Below are 18,764 nucleotides of genomic sequence, written 5' to 3'. Positions count from 1 at the left end.
TTTCAATCAGGAAAATAAAAATGAGACATCAACAAGGTGCTTCTTATATTGGGGTTTTAATTGCAATCGTGGGCTTTGCATTTCTTGCAAAAGTGGCGATTGCAGTGTGGGGGCCATACTTCGATGATCGTATGGTAGATGGTGAGATTGAGGCGCTGTTAAAAAGCGCTCCAGCCAATATAACGCCAGAAACATTCCGTCAACAGATGAGTCAGCGTTTAGACATGAATAATATTCGTGATCTAAAGTTTGACGAAATTGCCAAAGTTACCAATACCGATGGTTTACAGGTGCACAAGAATTATGAAATTCGTAAAAATTTCATAATGAATATCGATTTAGTGATGAAGTTTGAGAAAGAGTTTGATCAAAGCACAGTCAAAGCTAAATGATGAACGTCTTGCCAAACGGATCGGCTATCAGTTTAAACAGGCTGATTTGCTGAAACTGGCATTGACTCATCGTTCAGTCAGTCATAAACACAACTACGAGCGCCTGGAATTTCTGGGCGATTCTCTTTTAGGGATGATCATTGCGAATTATCTTTTTAATGCCTATCCAAGCGAAAATGAAGGCCGGTTGACGCGTATGCGTGCAACCCTGGTTCGTCAGGAAGCATTAGGAAAAATCGCCAATGATTTAAAACTGAGCCAGAATTTAATTCTCAGTACCGGTGAATTGAAATCTGGTGGTCATCATCGTGAGTCTATACTGGCAGATACAGTAGAAGCCATTATTGGCGCAATCTATGTCGACTGCGGTGATCTCACTGTGCTAGAACCGATTGTGTTAAAATGGTACGAGCCCTATTTAGATCATATTGAGCCGACAGATCAGCTTAAAGATCCTAAATCTCGCTTACAAGAGTATTTACAAGCACGTAAGAAACCTCTCCCAGTTTACGAGGTTGTAGATATTCAAGGTGATGCACCCAATCAGCATTTTAAAGTGGAATGCCAGATTGCGGGATTACCGACTATGCAAGGCGAAGGCGCGAGCCGGCGTTTTGCTGAACAAGCCGTTGCGGCGGATATTTTGAAACTTTTGGAGCATAAGTCTTAATGACTACTCATTCCGATCACATTGATGCTGATCACGAGTCGCAAAGCGACAGTCACGACCTTATTAGTCAATTTTTTAGTGCACAAGGCACCGAGATCCCATCAGATTATCGTAGTGGTTTTGTTGCCATTGTAGGTCGCCCGAATGTGGGTAAATCTACCTTAATGAACCATATTCTGGGTCAAAAACTTTCGATTACCTCACGTAAACCACAAACTACACGTCATAAAATCGTGGGGATTGATTCACGTGAAAAATCTCAGGCGGTATTTGTCGATACACCGGGGATGCATAAAAAAGAAGTCCGTGCCATCAATAAAATGATGAACCGTGCGGCACATTCGGCTTTACGCGATGTGAACCTGGTTTTATTCGTAGTGGATGCACAAAAGTGGACGCCAAATGATGACCTGGTTCTGGAAAAGCTGAAAAATGCTGAAATGCCAGTGATTCTGGTGATCAACAAGCTCGATACTTTTGAAAACAAGAACGAAGCTTTGCCGCTGATTCATGAACGCGAAAAGCTGATGAACTTTGCGGAAATCGTACCGGTATCTGCGCTTCGTGGTGCCAATCTTGAACATTTACGTGACACGATTGCCAAGTATCTTCCGTTCCAGCCACCACTATACTCACTGGATCAACTGACCGATCGTTCAGAGCGTTTCCTGGCGTCTGAAATTATCCGTGAAAAGATCATGCGTCAGCTGGGGGAAGAGCTTCCATACGATTTGACCGTTCAGATCGAATCATTCAAAACTGAAGAGCCGGTCTTGAATGAAAAAACTGGTCGTATGAAAGCTGCCTGTACCTATATTGATGCCACGATTTTTGTCGATCGTCCGAGCCAAAAAGCCATTGTGATTGGCGAGAAAGGTGTCAAACTGAAGAAAATCGGTATGGATGCGCGTCTCGACATGGAAAAAATGTTCGAACAGAAAATCATGTTAACCCTTTGGGTGAAAGTCAAAGGTGGCTGGTCTGATGATGAACGTGCATTAAAAAGCTTAGGTTATAGTGATATCTAAGCGATAAGCTTGATAAGACCCTTCGAGGAATCTGTGATGATGAAAGTGTTGGCAGTGGTTGCATGTGTTTTATTTCTGCAAGGCTGTATTCATAAAGTGGTCACGGTTCCTATCAAGGTGGCTTATAAAACCACAAAAGTCGCAGTGAAAGGTACTGCGGCTGTTGTGGGCGCAGTGATCCCGGATGGGGATGACGAAGAAGATGATAAAAAATCAAAAAAAGATAAGGATTAAAGTACCCGCTTATGCGTAACGAAGTACTGCATGGCTATCTGATTCATCATCGTAAGTACCGTGAACGCAGTCATATTGTGCATTTATTTACCCAAGAATATGGCAGGGTAGACGGCATTCTCAGGCAAATGCCACCACCGCAATATCAGCCCATTCGTTTGCAAGCTTCAGGTAAATCCGAACTCAAAAATTTTACTAAACTGGAAATTGTCAATCAGCCGATTTTCTTTTTTGGCGATGCCTTTTTTTCGGGTTTTTATCTGAATGAAATCCTGTTGCGGTTATGTCCTTTAGAAGTCGAAATGCCGCAAACTTTTGCCAAATATGCTGAGACCTTAACTGCATTACAGCAATTATCCGTACAATCTAATCCAAATTTATATTTAAAACAGATCTTGCGCCAGTTTGAGCATGTTTTGCTGGAAGAACTCGGTTATGGTCTGGATTTTTCGGTAGATGCCAATCAGGCGCAGATTGATCCACAACAGCACTATTATTTTCAGCTCAATGCCGGCTTTATGCCATCGGCCAAAGCCTTACGCTCCACCCTATCCGGTCAACAGATTTTAAGCATGTTGACGTATGAAAATGGTGGGGATTTTAATCCGGAACAGTTACAATTACTGACGAAACTGTATCGACAGGCGATCACGGCCTTGCTTGGTGATCGACCATTAAAAAGTCGACAACTCTGGATTCAAAACTCTCAATCTCAATCGTAGTTAGGAAAAGATTATGGCTGCATTACTTGGTGTCAATATTGACCATGTCGCAACATTAAGACAAGCACGTGGTACGACGTACCCAGACCCAGTCAATGCTGCATTGATCTGCGAACAGGCAGGGGCAGAAGGCATTACCTTGCACTTGCGTGAAGACCGTCGTCACATTCAGGATGACGATGTGCGTCGTATGCGTCCTGCGTTAAAAACCCGTATGAACCTTGAGTTGGCGGTAACAGATGAAATGATCGCCTTTGCCAAGGAAATCAAGCCACAGCATGTTTGTTTTGTTCCTGAAAAACGTCAGGAAGTGACCACTGAAGGTGGTCTGGATGTCGTGGGTAATTTTGATGCTGTAAAAGCCGCGACTCAAGAGCTGGAAGCCATTGGTTGTGATGTATCTTTATTTATTGATGCCGATTTTGCACAAATTGATGCAGCAGTTGCTTGTGGTGCACCGACGATTGAGATTCACACAGGCGCCTATGCCGATGCAGAAACTCCAGAAGCGCAACAAGCGGAACTGGAACGCATTGTGAAAGGTGCTGAATATGCTGCATCTAAAGGTTTGGTGGTAAATGCGGGCCATGGCTTAAATTTGGATAACGTGACGCCGATTGCTGCGATTCCACAGATTCATGAGCTCAATATCGGTCATTCTTTAATTGCGGATGCGGTATTTGTTGGTCTGGCACAAGCGGTTCAGCAAATGAAAGCCGTGATTAAGTCAGCGCGTTAAGATTAGAGTAATTATGTCGAATATTAATTATGATGAACTGATGCAGCCGGTGATTGCTTTCCTCGGTTGTGAAACACCGCAAGCATGGCTGGATATGGCGGTCGAAAATCTTGAAATCTTGATGCAAGATCATGCCAACTGTGAAAAAAAAGCAGCCAGCACGGCCATGAACCTGATGTTTCGCTATAGCTATTTTGTTGATCTACAGGTGAAGCTTGCACAGCTGGTGCGTGAAGAAATGCTGCATTATGAGCAAGTGCTTGAATTGATGAACAAGCGCGGTCAGGCTTGGCAAAACTTGAGTGCAGGGCGTTATGCCGGTGGTTTGCGTAAGGAAATCCGGACTTTTGAACCTGAAGCCTTGATTGATGTCTTGGTGATTGGTGCCTTTGTAGAAGCGCGTTCCTGTGAGCGTTTTTACGCGCTTGCTTCGCGTGTTGATGATGAATTGGCACGTTACTACCGCTACCTGCTCAAGTCCGAATCTCGCCATTTTGAAGACTATCTGGCTTTGGCGATGGATGTGGCTACCACAGCGAAACTGAAAAATCCGAAAGAGGATATTCAGGAGCGAATCCTGCATATTCGTGAAGTTGAAAAACAGCTAATTCTCACGCCTGATGAAACTTTCCGTTTTCATAGCGGTGTTCCGGCTCAAGCGGCTTAATCTCGGTGACAGCTTAAAAATCCTCCATCTATGGGGGATTTTTTATATCTCGAAATTTTAAAAGAGGGGTATTTATATATCGAGTTTTATGAGGGATTGAAAATAATTATTCATTTTAAATAGTTGAAAATAACAAGCCGTCAAATTTTAAGTAATAAAAAAGCCCACTTCATGATGAGTGGGCTTTCTTGAATTTGGCTCTCCAACCTGGGCTCGAACCAGGGACCTGCGGATTAACAGTCCGTCGCTCTACCGACTGAGCTATTGGAGAATCTGAAAGCGATTATAGAGAGATTTTGACAGGGGTCAAGCAAAAATTATCATATTTATTATAAATACAGCCTGTCTGTTTTTAATTTAGGCAATTGCATAAATTTCACGAAAAATACTTGTCAGAATAAATTTCACTTGCTAGATTAAAACCATAAAGTCGTTTGACCAAATGGTCAAACAGTGTGGATTTAAACCTACTTGCCAGCACAAAAATGGCTAAACCGGAGACAGCGAATGAATACGCTTAGCATCCCTCAAATTTTCTCTCAACTGGCTTATTATCAAGAAAACTATCTTCAGATTATTGCTGATCCTGCACAGTATTATATCCCGGTTAAAGACGCTCATATCACGCTATGGCCTTTGGCGCAAAAATCACTTTATTTAGGTGATTTGCTGCAATTATGGTTTGCAGAAAAATGGTTGGTAGAAACTGAAAGTCAATTTAACTTTGAAGTTTTCCTGAATGCAGACTATCTGAAAGAGCAAGGCAAAGACCTTTATATCTATGCCATTTCTGGCAATCTTTTGACGGGAACCAATCAGTCTAAAGCGTGGCAAGCCTCAACAACACAAACACAAGATGTGGAATTAGCCAATGTTTCCAAGCATTATTTTGAGTTTCAAGGCTTAACTCGACCACGCTTGTCATTTGTTAAAGCAGGGCAGGCGAAAAGTAATATTATTTAAATGAAGTGTCTGATGAATTGTACAGGCTACCAATATTCATTCAGTCCGAATAATCATACAGGTCGCAGTGGCATGAGCATACAGGCGACCTTCTTCATCCAGAATCTGACCTTCAGAAATACCTAAATTTCTACTGAGATTAATTGATTTTCCTACGGCTTTCAGTGGCTGATTCTGAGGTATGGGGCGGCACATCTTTACATTCAGATCAATGGTGCCATAACCGACACCTGCTTCAAGTAAAGTATGAATCGCGCAGCCTGTCACGGTATCCAAAACGGTTGCAGCAAAACCACCATGGACGCCGCCAAGCGGATTTAAATGTCGATGATCAGCTTTTACCTTAAATTCTACATGTCCGCTTTTAATCACTGCTGGTTGCATCGACATGGTTTCGCTAATACTTGGGGCCGGGATTTTTTCATCACGCATCGCTTCCAGTAATGCTAAACCGCTCATTTCTTTTGGGTTCATTGTAATTTTCCTGTCATTATTCTTGAGTTGTTGAGATTTAATTCAAAATTGTGACATCGATAATAGCAATCTGGTATAGGAATGGCGGATTATTTTGTAAGAAGTACATTGCCTGCACCTGAGTAAAGTCATTTTTATAAAAAATAAGAAATAGAATGAGTTATGGCAGGATACTGGTATACATTTCTAATGAAATATCTCAGATCTAAATAATCTGCCAAAAAACGAATCTTATAAAAGAATTAAAAATCGAGTGATAGGGTAATGAAAAAGTTTCTGCATCTTTAGGTGCCTATTTTTCTCAGTAATGCCATTATTATGCTCAGTAGTTTGTTCGACGTGATTTTTCTATCACATTTTTCACCTCAGCATGTGGCTGCATTGACAGTCTGTTTGTCTGTTTATTCTTTGTGCTTTGTGACGGGTATTGGGGTGTTACAGGGCATGATGCAAGAACTGGCAGAAGCCAATGGGCGTCAGGATTATGCGGATATACAGCGTATTGTGAAGCAAAGTATTTTGATTGTACTGGTGATTTCCGCTGTTGCGATGTACTTGTTTAATCATGCGACTCCCTTACTTCATTTTTTAAAGGCAGATACGGCCTTACAGACATTGATTGTGCCATGTCTGTGGCTGTTGGCTTGGACGATTCCAGCGCATTTATTGTTGCGTATTTTATATATTTTAACCCAAGCCTGTGGGCAGGCTAAGCGCGTATTCTACGCCAATATGATCTATTTACTGCTCAAAGTGGCTTTGGCTTATGTCTTGATTTATGGCATTGAGGGTTATGTTAGAAGCTATGGGGTTGAGGGTGCATTCATGGCGCATTTGATTGTGCAGTGGGTACTGTTGTTTGTTTACTATTTTTTCTTCCTTGAGCAGAAGTTAAAGATCCAGTGGTCTGGTGTTTTCTTTCACTGGCAGACTTTGTTGAAAATTTTAAAAATTGGATTGCCCAATGCGGTGGTGACTTTTGTGGATGTATTTGCCATCAGCGCGATTGCTTTGCTGATCTTACCTTTGGGTGACATTGTAGTGAATGCACATCAGGTGATGCTTGGTTTATTGGGCTTGATGTTTATGTTGCCGATGTCGATGGCATCTGCCTTCGGTATTTTGGTGTCGACTCAAATTGGTGCGGAGCAGATTGATGCCGCATGGCAACTCAGTAAGCGGGCACTGATGGCTGTGATGCTAATAGCTATCGTTGTCGTGTTGACTATTTGGGGCTTAGATAGTTGGATTGTAGGGTTATTTAGCAATAATGCGCAGGTGATTACATTAGCCTTGGCATTGATCCTGTTAATGTGTTGGATGCATATCTTTGATGCGCTACTGGTGATTAGTTTGGCAATGCTACGTTGCTGGCGAGAAATTGTCAGACCGATGTTTATTTTTATCAGTACCGTGCTGGTCGTGGGCTTAGGTGGTGGTTGGTATGTGACGTATCATCCAATGACACTGTTCAATTGGCAAAGCAATGCATTGGGGATTCATGGTTTTTGGTGGATGTTGAGTATTGCGTACACGATTGCAGCAAGTCTATGTTTTGTTTGTTTGCTCATTAAATACTTGAGCTATAAGCGAATACGACTCACTGTTTAATACATGTTGAAGAACATAAAAAAACCCGCGAAATTCGCGGGTTTTTTTATCTAGGAAGCTAGATTATTTTGCAGCTTTTTCAGCTTCGATTGAAGCAATCGCAGCATCAACGCCTTCGATAGAATCAGCAGCTTTCTTGATACGAGCAAGGGCATCTACCAGTACTTCGTCAGCAGTAGCGTAAGAGATACGCATGAAACCGCCAAGACCGAATGCATCACCAGGAACCACTGCAACACCAGTTTCTTCCAGTAACCATGCAGAGAATTCTGTGCAAGACTTAAGACCTTTGGCACGAATCAACGGTTTGATGTTGGCATATGCATAGAATGCACCATCAGCAGGCAGGCAAGAAATACCGTGAATATCATTCAAGCCTTTCACAACCAAGTCATGGCGACGTTTGAATGCTTCAATCATTGGCTCAAGAACGTCTTGAGGACCATTCAATGCAGCTTCAGCAGCAACTTGCGAAATAGAAGTTGGGTTAGAAGTTGACTGAGATTGGATCTTTTTCATTGCACCAATCAGTTTAGCAGGGCCCGCTGCGTAGCCGATACGCCAGCCAGTCATTGCGTAAGCTTTAGACACACCGTTTAACACAATCGTGCGGTCATAAAGGTCTGGTGCAACTGTTGCGATGTTGTAGAACTCGTCATCCCAACGGATTGGTTCGTACATGTCATCAGATGCGATATACACTTCTGGGTATTTACGAAGTACGTCAGCCAGCGCTTCAAGCTCAGCTTTGGTATAGATCATACCTGTAGGGTTAGACGGGCTGTTCAATACTACTAGACGTGTTTTGTCAGTGATTGCAGCTTCTAATTGTTCAGGGGTGATTTTGAAACGTTGTTCTTCACCACATTTCACAATAACAGGAACACCTTCAGCGATGATCACCATGTCCGGGTAGCTTACCCAGAATGGTGCAGGGATGATGACTTCATCACCTTTGTTTAATAAAGCAAGGGCCAAGTTAAAGAATGATTGCTTACCACCACAAGAAACCAGAATCTGGTTTGCTGCATAGTCTAGGTTATTGTCGCGTTTGAATTTAGCAATAATGGCTTTTTTAAGACCTGGCGTACCGTCAACAGCGGTGTATTTGGTGAAACCGTTGTTAATCGCTGCAATTGCTGCATCTTTGATGTGTTGAGGGGTATCAAAATCTGGTTCACCTGCGCCCAAACCAATCACGTTGTGACCTGCAGCTTTTAATTCAGCAGCTTTGTTGGTCACAGCAAGCGTAGGGGACGGTTTGATGGCATTCACACGATCAGAGAGACGTACGTCCACGGCAGTATTCCTTCTTATAGGGATTAAAAAATAAAAAGCACATTATCTTAGCCTAAAATGGTGCAGATAGGGCAAAAGAATTTGGAAAACTTTAAGGAAAAAATGGTGTATTGGCCGAACTTTATCTTGAATTTCGATGCGCTGGAAGCAGGCAAGGGGAGACTTTTTACATCTCGGTCATGCATACGAATGCATGAAATATAAAATAAAAATGGCCACTTTAAAGTGACCATTTTGTGTTGTTGATGTTGTGGTTACGCACTAAAGCGTGACAAATCTTCGTCCGGGCGTGCTGTTAAAATTTCCGCGCCGGTTTTGGTCACCAGAATCGTATGTTCATATTGTGCTGACAATGAATGGTCTTTGGTGACCACTGTCCATTTATCACCGAGTAATTTGGTTTTCCAGTCACCACCATTGACCATTGGCTCAATGGTAAAGGTCATGCCTTCTTCAAGTACCATGCCGGTATCTGGCTGACCATAATGCAGCACTTGCGGTTCGTCATGGAAAGTTGTACCAATACCGTGACCACAATATTCACGTACCACGCCAAAACGCTCGGATTCAACATACTGCTGAATGGCATGACCAATATCGCCAATGGTTGAACCCGGTTTTACAGTTTCAATACCCCGGTACATGGCTTCTTGCGCTACCTTACATAGACGGTTGGCAAGAATAGTGGTTTCACCACCCACGATGTACATCATGTTGGTGTCACCATGATAGCCATCTTTAATCACGGTCACATCAATGTTCAGGATGTCGCCTTTTTTCAATTTTTTACTGTCTGATGGAATGCCGTGACACACCACATGGTTCACAGAAGTACAAATGGTATGTTGGAAGGCAGGTCGACCCGGTGCAGCGCCATAGCCTAAGCATGCAGGAATCGCCTGTTGTTGATTGACAATATAGTCATGACAAATCGTATCAAGTTCCAGAGTGGTGACACCCGGAACAATATGCGGTTTGATCATATCCAAAACTTCTGCCGCCAGTCGCCCTGCCACACGCATTTTTTCAATTTCGTCAGAGGTTTTGATGAGTCGACGTGGAGCTTGGTAAGTGTTGTTCATGATCTCTAAAAACTTTTGGAAATTTGTGTGTGACTATGGTATAAATAGCCGCCCATTTTATCAAATGCTTTTTCGTGAATAAATTTCACGGGCTTTGTGCGATGAGGCAAAAAAATCCGCACATATATCGACACATTACTCTGGGTGCCCTTTAGGGTGGAGAATGCGGGTATATGGAGGCCTAACCCAAACTTTAAGGTAAAGAAAATGGCAGATTACAACGTAAGCATGCGCGACCTTCTTCAAGCTGGCGCGCACTTTGGTCACCAAACTCGTTTCTGGAATCCAAAGATGCGTGATTACATCTTTGGTGCGCGTAACAAAATTCACATCATCAACCTTGAGCACACTGTTCCTGCGTTAAATGATGCTTTGAACTTTGCTAACAACTTGGCTAGCAAAAAGAACAAAGTTTTGTTCGTTGGTACTAAACGTGCAGCTTCTGCAATCATCCGTGAACAAGCTCAACGCGCTGGTCAACCATATGTAGATCACCGCTGGTTAGGTGGTATGTTGACGAACTGGAAAACACTTCGCCAATCTATCAACCGTTTAAAAGACCTTCAAACTCAATCTCAAGACGGTACTTTCGCTAAGCTGACTAAACGTGAAGCTCTAGAGCGTACTCGTGAGATGGAAAAACTTGAGCGTGGCTTAGGCGGCGTTAAAAACATGGGTGGTTTACCTGACGCATTATTCGTAATCGACGTTGATCACGAAGCGATTGCAATCAAAGAAGCGAAGAACCTTGGTATTCCTGTAATTGGTATCGTTGATACAAACTCTAACCCAGACAACGTAGACTACGTTATCCCGGGTAACGATGATGCGATCCGTGCAGTAACACTTTATGCTTCTGCTATGGCTGATGCGATTCTTGCTGGTAAAGAATATGCTCAATCACAAGCAAATGCACAAGCTAAAGCAGAAGAAGCTCCAGCTTCTGAGGCTTAATGCGTTTGACGCTAGCTTGTCATTTTTGCGACATGTGATGGTGGCAAAGTAAGCGTTATGTATGCAGGCGGCCCATGAGAACTCCTCTGGGCCGTTTCTGTTCTAAAAAGAATTCATTTTCTACCGAATTTAGGAGATAAACATGACTGCAGTTACAGCAAGCATGGTTAAAGAATTGCGCGATCGTACTGGTCTTGCAATGATGGAATGTAAAAAAGCTTTGACAGAAGCGGGCGGCGACGTTGAACTAGCGATCGACAACCTACGTAAATCTGGTCAAGCTAAAGCTGCTAAAAAAGCAGGTAACATTGCTGCTGACGGCGCAATCACAATTGCTCAAGACGGCAACAAAGCACTTCTTCTAGAAGTTAACTGTCAAACTGACTTCGTTGCAAAAGACGAAAACTTTGCTGGTTTCTCTGCGAAAGTTGCTGCTGCTGCACTTGCTGCAAACGTAACTGATCCTGCTCAAATCGCTGAATTGAAACTAGAAGATGGTGCAACTGTTGAAGAAGCGCGTATCGCTCTTGTTCAAAAGATCGGTGAAAACATCCAAGTACGTCGTGCGAAAATTGTTGAAGGCGAAAACCTTGCAGTTTACAAACACGGTCTTAAAATCGGTGTTGTTGTTTCTTACACTGGTGATGAAGCTACAGGTAAAGGCTTGGCAATGCACGTTGCTGCGTTCAACCCAGTTGCTGTAAATGCTGAAGGCGTTTCTGCTGAGCTTATCGCGAAAGAGAAAGAAATTGCTGAAGCGAAAGCACTTGAATCTGGCAAGCCAGCAAATATCGTTGAGAAGATGGTTGTAGGTTCTGTTGAGAAATACTTGAATGAAGTTGTGCTTGAGCGTCAAATGTACGTAATCGACAACGATAAGAAAGTTGCAGACGTTCTTAAAGCAACTGGTACTACAGTTGCAAACTTCGTTCGTTTCGAAGTTGGTGAAGGCATTGAGAAAAAAGCAGAAATGAGCTTCGCTGAAGAAGTTGCTGCTGCTCAAGCTGCTGCAAAATAATTCCTTAGGAATTAGAAAAAGCCCTATCTGATTGATGGGGCTTTTTTATGTTGATTTATTCTTCATCAGCAATTCAAGAATAGGATTTGGGTTTGGTGATAGAGCTCAGATCATGTATTCATCATTTAATAAAAAAGTTATAAAAATGCCAAATAAAACCAAACTGGGCATCGGTGCAGTCATTGCACTGTTGATTGCTGCTTATCTGGGCCTGGATCTACAACAATCCCAACCACTTATTCCATCCGCATCTGATACTACAACTGAAACGCTTGATTCAGAGCCTAATTTAGTACCCTCTCAAACGACTGATGATCTGGACCGAATTGCACGGGCGTTTCAACAGCGTCAGAGTGATCTACAGGTGCGTTCAAGCGGGCAGGTGATTGCCGTTTTGCCAGATGATCATGAAGGATCGCGTCATCAAAAGTTTATTCTCGAATTACCAAATGGTCAAACTGTACTGATTGCGCATAATATCGATCTGGCGCCGCGTATTCAGAACATTCAAAAACAGGATCAGGTTGAGTTTTATGGAGAATATGAATACAGTGACAAGGGTGGGGTGATTCACTGGACGCATCATGACCCTGCACGAAAACATGTCGCTGGCTGGTTAAAACATCAAGGAAGAACCTATCAATAAGGTTCTTCCGATTGGGTAAATCGAATATAGCGTTTAAATGCTCATAATTGCGCTGTTATGGCGTGATTTCCAGTTCGGTAGGATTTTACCTAAATAGGCATCCATGCACCAAATTGGGCCAATGAGGAGGAATTGGAGGTCTTTGAAGAATGAAGGCTTTTTACCTTCCACTTTGTGCCCATAAAATTGGCCAATCCAGGCCAAGACAAACAGGGCAATAAAGAAACCGGTACCGACTGGCAGAATCCAGATGAGCCAGGCCATGACCAAAGTCAACGTAGCCATCGCTACTGCCAAAACAAGATCTAGGCGTGCATAGAAGATAAAAGCCAAAACCAGTAGCAGGGTAGTCAGCAAAGCGCTGAAATGCGCCAGAATGCCAATAATCGAAAAATAGATAGTCGGTACACAGACCCAGTGAATCAGCTTATTGGTTTTATTTTGATGGCTGTCACTATATTCATCAAACCATTCAGATATTGTTTTCATTCTTCGCTCCATTCCATGAACATGTTTTGCTTATCTGGAAATATAAAGCAGAATCCGGATATGGTCAAAAGTTAATCATGCAAGCGAGCGAATTTTATCAGGCAGGATGAGCCTACCAAAATTTTCTTGAAAGAACTTTAAGATAGGGCGGAGCAGGAGCGTTTATATTCTTCTAGAAAATGAGCACAATAAAAAAGCCACATTGCTGTGGCTTTTGTTAAATGTGTTGCAGGTCAAATCTTAAGAATTTGGACCAGCGACACGTTCAATACTGACTTTTGCAGTACCTGCACTGGTAATACCCAACTGTTTCGCAGCACCGTAAGATAAATCAACAACACGGTTACCATGGAAAGGACCGCGGTCATTTACTTTAACCACGACGCTCTTGCCGTTATTGCGGTTAGTTACGCGAATATAGCAGTTCAATGGCAGGCTACGATGGGCAGCTGTCATTGCGTTCATGTCAAAGGTTTCACCGCTTGCAGTTTTACGGCCGTGGAATTGACGACCATACCAAGACGCTGTACCTGTCTGACTGAATTTACGTACAGTATTAGAAGCCACTGTATTCAGTTTTTCAATCACTGAAGGCTCTTCTGCAGGAAGTTCAATTTTCGCTGCAATGGTTTCACGGCGAACTTTATCGCCAGAACGCTCAGTGATTGAAAGGCTGTTCAAATTTGTGAAATTTGAATTGAAGCTTTGAGCTTCTTTATTGAGTACTCGCGTGGCAAGACGCGAATTGTCATTTTCATTGGTGAATGAAGATGACGGAACCATATCTGCCTGCGATTGCGTCAGCGTGACGATCGTGGCAATGGCCATAAAAGACTTCAAAATTGAAGAATGCATCGAATCAACTCCTAACAGCATATCTATTGGTTATTCATAAATGGCTGAAAAACCATGTAAACATGCCTGATATTTAACTTATGCAACTACATTTAACGAAATGGATAATATTCATGCCGGCAATACCCTGTCTAGTGTTTAATTAAAATAGTTAAAAAAAGAACGCAAAATAAACAATGATTGATCAAAAAATAATCAATATTGTAACATAATATTAAAAATGCTTAAAATACGCACAAATTAACCCATAAAAATGTTGACTTTCATAATTTGTATTAATTTTTAGTGTTAACGGCTGGTAATTTCGGTACCTAATAACCACAAAGCAGTGGCATACATACGGCTGCGATTATAGGTGGTAATCACTTGAAAATTTGGATAAGTGATGTAGTAAATCGAGCCATAATTTTCTTGTAATTGAATTACATTGACTAGATCCAGATCGTCAATTTTTACGATTGGATTCATTGGGCTAATGCCTTGCGTTTTTAACACACCATAAGGCATAGGTTGAGTCAGATCCTTGGCAATCACAGCATCGGGATTTGAACCGGTATAACGTGCCGGAAAGGCAATCGGCTGATTACGCTGCCAGCCATGCTGTGCCAGATAGTTGGCAATCGAGCCAATCGCATCTACCGCTGAGTTACGCAGGTCAATATGACCATTGCCATCGTAGTCCACGCCGAATTTGGGAATGTTGCTCGGCATAAACTGCGGATAGCCAACAGCGCCGGCATACGAACCCACCACAGAAGAGGTGGCAACACCATCTCTATATGACCAGGCAATTAAAGCAGCCAGTTCATCCTGAAAATACTGGGCACGACGTTCATAGCCAAACCCTAAGGTTGCTAGGGCATCACGAGTGACAAAAGAGCCCTTGTTGCTACCAAAACCGGTTTCTACACCTAAAATGCCCAGAATGATCGCCTGTGGTACACCAAACTGCTGTTCAGCACGGTTAAGCGTTTCTGCATATTGCTGTTTAAAACGTACGCCGCGCTGAATGGTAGATTCAGCTAAGAAGTTAGTTTTATACGAATACCAAGGCTTACTTTCACCTGGGCGATTCATGATATTGATAATATTAGGCAAATTACGCGTCCCGCTCATGGCGGAATCTACTTGCTGGGCACTCAGCTCATAGCTCTGCATGGCGTTCTGCTTAAAAGCGGCATAAGAAGGGTGATATTGGAAATCGTTGGCCAGACTCAAACTGCTGAGACCAAATGCGGTAAGTGCGATTGAAAGCTGCTTAAACTTTTTATAAAAATCCGATTTCAACATCTTGCTACGATTTCCAGTTTTTTTGATGAGTTGCTGGCGATGTCATTTGAATCATGCCATGAAAAAGATTGATAAATTTTTTCAATCGTGGGGCTTAAAGTGCCAGATTAAAGATAACATTCGGATGAATAAGAGACCTAGCCGCTTATACAAAAATAGCGATGGATTGGCTATTTTTACGGCAGTCTGTCTTATAGAGCCGCTTATCTGTAACAAGCTATTTCACTGATCATAAAAAAGCCTGACCGAAGTCAGGCTAATTCCTCAAGATTTGTAGAAAATCTTGAAACCATGCTATCCAAAACTATTCTGTATAGAACAAAGTGTCATGATATTCGGCCATGGCGCGCAGCTCATCTTTATTCAAATTCAGAATAATTTTATCTGCTGCCATATTGATGGCCTTGATCACTGCAGATGCGCCAATATCTGCTGCCTTGCGTTTGATCATGCCAAGATCCAGGGTTTTATTAAAGTCGACCATAAAATGTCGGACTGTCGCTTCACCAAATTGCTTGTATAAGTTGCTGAACGCTTGTTTATCGATACTCTGACCGGCTTTAAGCTCCGCATAATGATGTTTTAAATTTGTCACCAGATTGGCATCCAGTGACTCACCAATGCGGAAATTTCCTTCAGGATCTTTAAACAGACTGCGCTCAGAGAATGCAATCGACTCTCTGACCACATCGTTCGGCGCTTTACTCAATAACTGCTTCAGCAAAACCGCAACAGTCGACTTGATATAGCCAGCCAGTTTTTCCGCAGTATCGCGTTTATCACTGGCAGGGAAGCGACGCACCAGCTCGGTGAGAATCGCATCAATAATTTCATCATTAATCATCAATGCGGTTTTATCACGTAATGGGTAAAGCGGCTCACTTGAATTTTTGTTTTTTTGTGCAGTCTGAATTGTATTTAAAAGCTCTGCAGAAGGAATAAACCCAAAAAATGGCATTGTTCAACCTCAATGTTTTTTATTGTCGCGCTAAACGAATAGGGCGAGGCATCCATGTTAAATCCGATACACGGCAAGGGTTGATATCCAATCCACCACGGCGTGTATAGGTTGCGTAGACCATCAGCTTTTCCGGTTTCAGTTGCTGCCAGATATCGGCAAACATCTGCTCCACACATTGTTCGTGGAACCCATTATGCTGACGGTAGGAAATAATATAAGCTAAAATACTCTTATAACAAGGTTTTTTACCTTGATAACGTATAAAAACTGTTCCCCAGTCCGGCTGGCCAGTGACTGGGCAGTTACTTCTGAGTAAATGTGAATACAGCTGGATTTCACCTTCTGCTGCATCATCCGAATCCAAAGCCAATAAACTGGCATCTGGATGATTTTCTAGGCGCTCAGGTGTCAGCTCGTCAATGCAGATGCCTTCCGGCTTGCTGATCTCTAATTCATCGACCTGAAACAATTGCAGTTTAACTTCAGCTTCAGCCGCAGCAGATAAATCTTTTTCGACCGTCGTGATAAAGGCATCTTGAGATTCAAACTTGGCAAAATTCAGGCTATTGAAATACAGTTTTAAGGATTTGGATTCAATCAGATTCGGCGAAGACGCTGGCAAGCTAATGCGGCCAATAGCCACTTGCGGCACACCGGTTGAATTTAACCAGGAAATTTCAAATACATGCCACCAGTCTGCACCTTGCTGAATCGCTTCGACATGTGCGTATTGTTCACGGGCAGGCGCGCGCGAAATCGGAAACAGAACATCAGGCTGATATTCTGTCGGGTAATTGGTGTCTTTACCAAGGAGAGATTGTTCTACACTCATTATTCACGCATTCCTGAACCACGGGAGAGTAAATGATAGGCCACTGCATACAGCACGGCACAACATAAGGTAATTACTGTCAGTGAAATGGCGACATTGACATCGCTATGTCCTAAAATGCCATAGCGGAAAGCATTGACCATATACACGACAGGATTAATTAAAGATAAATTTTGCCAGAATGGGCTTAAGCTCGAAATAGCATAAAACACACCACCTAAATAGGTCAGTGGCGTTAACACAAAAGTCGGGATAATCGAGATATCATCGAAAGATTTGGCATAGACGGCATTGATAAAACCACCCAAGGAAAACAGCAGGGAAGTAATCAAGACTGTATATATAGTTACGAACCAGTTGGTGATATATAAGTCAGCAAAAAACAAGCTCACCACACTGACAATGATCGCAACCAGTATCCCACGAATCACACCGCCCAATACATGACCCCATAAAATGGCATGCATCGGTACCGGACTCATGATCAGTTCTTCAATACTTTTCTGGAATTTTGAGCTGAAGAAGCTAGATGAAACGTTGGCATAGCTGTTGGTGATCACGGCCATCATAATCAGACCAGGCACAATGAACTCCATATAACTATAGCCGCCCATTTCTCCAATGCGTGAACCGACCAGATTACCGAAGATCACGAAGTACAGGCTCATGGTGATTGCAGGTGGCAACAGGGTTTGTGGCCAGATGCGCATAAAGCGACGCACTTCTTTATAGATAATGGTATATAAAGCTACGCTGAGCTGATTAATGTTCATTGCGCAGCTCCATCCAGATTTTTCTCGACCATTTTCACAAAAAGTTCTTCCAGACGGTTGGATTTATTGCGCATACTGCGCACCTGAATATTCTGTGATTCCAGCAACTGGAACAGATCATTTATGCTATGTGCCTTGTCCATAGTGATTTCTAAGGTCATCGGATCGATCAGGTTAAATCGCACGCCGATAATATCCAGATGTAAAGGTTCAATCGGTTCGGCCAGATCAAAAATAAACGATTCTTCATTGAGCTGACTCAGGAAGCTTTTCATGGTGGTGTCTTCTTTAATCACACCGCGATCGATAATCGCAATACGGCGACACAGCATTTCCGCTTCTTCTAGATAATGCGTGGTCAGAATGATGGAGGTGCCTTTTTCATTCATCTCGTTCAAAAATTCCCACATCGAACGACGCAACTCAATATCAACGCCAGCTGTCGGTTCATCCAGAATCAGCAGTTTCGGTTCGTGCATCATGGCACGCGCAATCATCAGGCGACGTTTCATCCCGCCGGATAACATGCGGGCCTGAGTGGAACGCTTTTCCCATAAACCCAGTTTGGTCAGATAAAGCTCCGCCCGTTCCTGTGCAATTTTTTTAGGAATGCCGTAATAGCCTGCCTGAGTCACCAAAATATCGAAGGTTTTTTCAAACTGGGCAAAGTTGAATTCCTGAGGCACCACACCTAGACACTGTTTGGCCTGAGAGGGGTGGGTATCCAGATTATGACCAAAAATTTCGACTGTACCGGATGTTTTTTTTGTTAATGAACTGATAATACCAATGGTAGTAGATTTTCCTGCGCCGTTGGGACCCAGTAGCGCATAAAATTCACCTTCTGGTACATTTAAGTTAATTCCTTTCAATGCCTGAAAGCCATTGCGATAGGTCTTCGACACATCCCTTAAGATCAGTGCATCAGTCATGAATATCTCAAATGGTGAAAAGTTGAGATATTGTGAGTGATCTCGCAAAATAAGCCAAGTGATTCACATGCAATTCTGTGTTGCTGTTTTGGAACATTGTATAAAGCTTAAGCATAAAAATGATGAAGTTAGA

The 18,764-nt window shown here is 42.7% G+C and carries 22 protein-coding genes and 1 tRNA gene; 12 read left to right on the top strand and 11 right to left on the bottom strand.

What is annotated here, in order from left to right; genetic code table 11:
- The first annotated feature begins 20 nt into the window (after nucleotides 1-20).
- Genes AC13CK_RS11925 through AC13CK_RS11895 form a run of 7 tightly spaced genes read left to right on the top strand, consistent with a single transcriptional unit; the run spans nucleotide 21 to nucleotide 4,452 of the window.
- Nucleotides 21-392 carry a DUF4845 domain-containing protein gene (locus AC13CK_RS11925; protein ID WP_253158645.1) on the top strand — a complete coding sequence of 124 codons (372 nt, stop codon included), beginning with the start codon at nucleotides 21-23 and terminating at the stop codon, nucleotides 390-392.
- Nucleotides 364-1,062 (top strand): ribonuclease III, encoded by a 699-nt coding sequence (rnc, locus tag AC13CK_RS11920; protein WP_004279062.1) that lies wholly within the window; start codon nucleotides 364-366, stop codon nucleotides 1,060-1,062. The genes AC13CK_RS11925 and rnc overlap by 29 nt, the downstream gene beginning before the upstream one ends.
- A complete protein-coding gene (era, locus tag AC13CK_RS11915; protein WP_409666626.1) occupies nucleotides 1,062-2,090 on the top strand; it encodes a GTPase Era in 1,029 nt (342 codons plus the stop codon). Before rnc ends, era begins: the two co-directional genes overlap by 1 nt.
- A 36-nt stretch (nucleotides 2,091-2,126) precedes the next feature.
- Complete coding sequence (locus AC13CK_RS11910) at nucleotides 2,127-2,324, top strand: NF038104 family lipoprotein (RefSeq protein WP_425878929.1); 198 nt, start codon at nucleotides 2,127-2,129, stop codon at nucleotides 2,322-2,324.
- Between the two features lie 11 nt (nucleotides 2,325-2,335).
- A complete protein-coding gene (gene recO / locus AC13CK_RS11905) occupies nucleotides 2,336-3,046 on the top strand; it encodes a DNA repair protein RecO (protein ID WP_153566590.1) in 711 nt (236 codons plus the stop codon).
- 13 nt (nucleotides 3,047-3,059) lie between these two features.
- Entirely contained in the window at nucleotides 3,060-3,785 is a 726-nt protein-coding gene (gene pdxJ, locus AC13CK_RS11900; protein WP_004645617.1) for a pyridoxine 5'-phosphate synthase, read from the top strand.
- A gap of 13 nt (nucleotides 3,786-3,798) precedes the next feature.
- Nucleotides 3,799-4,452, top strand: a complete 654-nt coding sequence (locus AC13CK_RS11895) for a MiaE family protein (protein WP_005247503.1) — start codon at nucleotides 3,799-3,801, stop codon at nucleotides 4,450-4,452.
- Nucleotides 4,453-4,647: 195 nt separating this feature from the next.
- Here AC13CK_RS11895 and AC13CK_RS11890 read toward each other — a convergent pair.
- Nucleotides 4,648-4,723, bottom strand: a tRNA-Asn gene (locus tag AC13CK_RS11890).
- A 236-nt stretch (nucleotides 4,724-4,959) separates the two neighbouring features.
- Here AC13CK_RS11890 and AC13CK_RS11885 point away from each other — a divergent pair.
- Nucleotides 4,960-5,415, top strand: a complete 456-nt coding sequence (locus AC13CK_RS11885) for a hypothetical protein (RefSeq protein ID WP_005247501.1) — start codon at nucleotides 4,960-4,962, stop codon at nucleotides 5,413-5,415.
- 36 nt (nucleotides 5,416-5,451) lie between these two features.
- Here AC13CK_RS11885 and AC13CK_RS11880 read toward each other — a convergent pair whose 3' ends face one another.
- Nucleotides 5,452-5,889: a PaaI family thioesterase gene (locus tag AC13CK_RS11880; RefSeq protein WP_005247499.1), complete on the bottom strand. Its 438-nt coding sequence runs from the start codon at nucleotides 5,887-5,889 to the stop codon at nucleotides 5,452-5,454.
- A 288-nt stretch (nucleotides 5,890-6,177) separates the two neighbouring features.
- Between AC13CK_RS11880 and AC13CK_RS11875 the strand changes: the two genes are divergently transcribed.
- Nucleotides 6,178-7,500, top strand: a complete 1,323-nt coding sequence (locus tag AC13CK_RS11875; protein WP_425878932.1) for an MATE family efflux transporter — start codon at nucleotides 6,178-6,180, stop codon at nucleotides 7,498-7,500.
- Nucleotides 7,501-7,563: 63 nt separating this feature from the next.
- On the opposite strand, the gene AC13CK_RS11870 is transcribed toward AC13CK_RS11875, so the two are convergent.
- Together AC13CK_RS11870 and map are read right to left on the bottom strand one after the other, a co-directional pair.
- Nucleotides 7,564-8,799 (bottom strand): pyridoxal phosphate-dependent aminotransferase, encoded by a 1,236-nt coding sequence (locus AC13CK_RS11870; RefSeq protein ID WP_005106458.1) that lies wholly within the window; start codon nucleotides 8,797-8,799, stop codon nucleotides 7,564-7,566.
- Between the two features lie 254 nt (nucleotides 8,800-9,053).
- Complete coding sequence (gene map / locus AC13CK_RS11865) at nucleotides 9,054-9,881, bottom strand: type I methionyl aminopeptidase (RefSeq protein WP_004645609.1); 828 nt, start codon at nucleotides 9,879-9,881, stop codon at nucleotides 9,054-9,056.
- Between the two features lie 207 nt (nucleotides 9,882-10,088).
- Here map and rpsB point away from each other — a divergent pair, with 207 nt between their 5' ends.
- The 3 genes from rpsB (at nucleotide 10,089) to AC13CK_RS11850 (ending at nucleotide 12,499) form a co-directional block, all read left to right on the top strand.
- Nucleotides 10,089-10,835, top strand: a complete 747-nt coding sequence (gene rpsB / locus AC13CK_RS11860) for a 30S ribosomal protein S2 (protein WP_004279050.1) — start codon at nucleotides 10,089-10,091, stop codon at nucleotides 10,833-10,835.
- Nucleotides 10,836-10,977: 142 nt separating this feature from the next.
- Nucleotides 10,978-11,853, top strand: a complete 876-nt coding sequence (gene tsf, locus AC13CK_RS11855; protein ID WP_004279049.1) for a translation elongation factor Ts — start codon at nucleotides 10,978-10,980, stop codon at nucleotides 11,851-11,853.
- A 145-nt stretch (nucleotides 11,854-11,998) separates the two neighbouring features.
- Nucleotides 11,999-12,499, top strand: coding sequence for a DUF3465 domain-containing protein (locus tag AC13CK_RS11850; RefSeq protein WP_482831228.1), 501 nt, complete (start codon nucleotides 11,999-12,001; stop codon nucleotides 12,497-12,499).
- A gap of 33 nt (nucleotides 12,500-12,532) precedes the next feature.
- Here the strand turns inward: AC13CK_RS11850 and AC13CK_RS11845 are convergent, their stop codons facing one another.
- The 7 genes from AC13CK_RS11845 to AC13CK_RS11815 all read right to left on the bottom strand — a co-directional run bounded on the left by AC13CK_RS11845 (nucleotide 12,533) and on the right by AC13CK_RS11815 (nucleotide 18,631).
- Nucleotides 12,533-12,988, bottom strand: coding sequence for an Mpo1 family 2-hydroxy fatty acid dioxygenase (locus AC13CK_RS11845; RefSeq protein WP_224215549.1), 456 nt, complete (start codon nucleotides 12,986-12,988; stop codon nucleotides 12,533-12,535).
- A gap of 240 nt (nucleotides 12,989-13,228) precedes the next feature.
- The gene (locus AC13CK_RS11840; protein WP_004279046.1) at nucleotides 13,229-13,843 is read right to left on the bottom strand and encodes a septal ring lytic transglycosylase RlpA family protein; all 615 of its coding nucleotides are present in this window, start codon (nucleotides 13,841-13,843) and stop codon (nucleotides 13,229-13,231) included.
- A gap of 288 nt (nucleotides 13,844-14,131) precedes the next feature.
- A complete protein-coding gene (mltB, locus tag AC13CK_RS11835) occupies nucleotides 14,132-15,133 on the bottom strand; it encodes a lytic murein transglycosylase B (protein WP_425878936.1) in 1,002 nt (333 codons plus the stop codon).
- Between the two features lie 304 nt (nucleotides 15,134-15,437).
- Entirely contained in the window at nucleotides 15,438-16,091 is a 654-nt protein-coding gene (locus AC13CK_RS11830) for a hypothetical protein (protein ID WP_114540900.1), read from the bottom strand.
- 19 nt (nucleotides 16,092-16,110) lie between these two features.
- A complete protein-coding gene (queF, locus tag AC13CK_RS11825; protein ID WP_004279042.1) occupies nucleotides 16,111-16,926 on the bottom strand; it encodes an NADPH-dependent 7-cyano-7-deazaguanine reductase QueF in 816 nt (271 codons plus the stop codon).
- Entirely contained in the window at nucleotides 16,926-17,699 is a 774-nt protein-coding gene (locus AC13CK_RS11820) for an ABC transporter permease (RefSeq protein WP_314107401.1), read from the bottom strand. The genes queF and AC13CK_RS11820 overlap by 1 nt, the downstream gene beginning before the upstream one ends.
- Complete coding sequence (locus AC13CK_RS11815; RefSeq protein WP_180086175.1) at nucleotides 17,696-18,631, bottom strand: ABC transporter ATP-binding protein; 936 nt, start codon at nucleotides 18,629-18,631, stop codon at nucleotides 17,696-17,698. Before AC13CK_RS11815 ends, AC13CK_RS11820 begins: the two co-directional genes overlap by 4 nt.
- Nucleotides 18,632-18,764: the final 133 nt, after the last annotated feature.

This window comes from Acinetobacter sp. L-24 (assembly GCF_056857555.1).
This window is presented reverse-complemented; position numbering and strand designations above follow the sequence as displayed.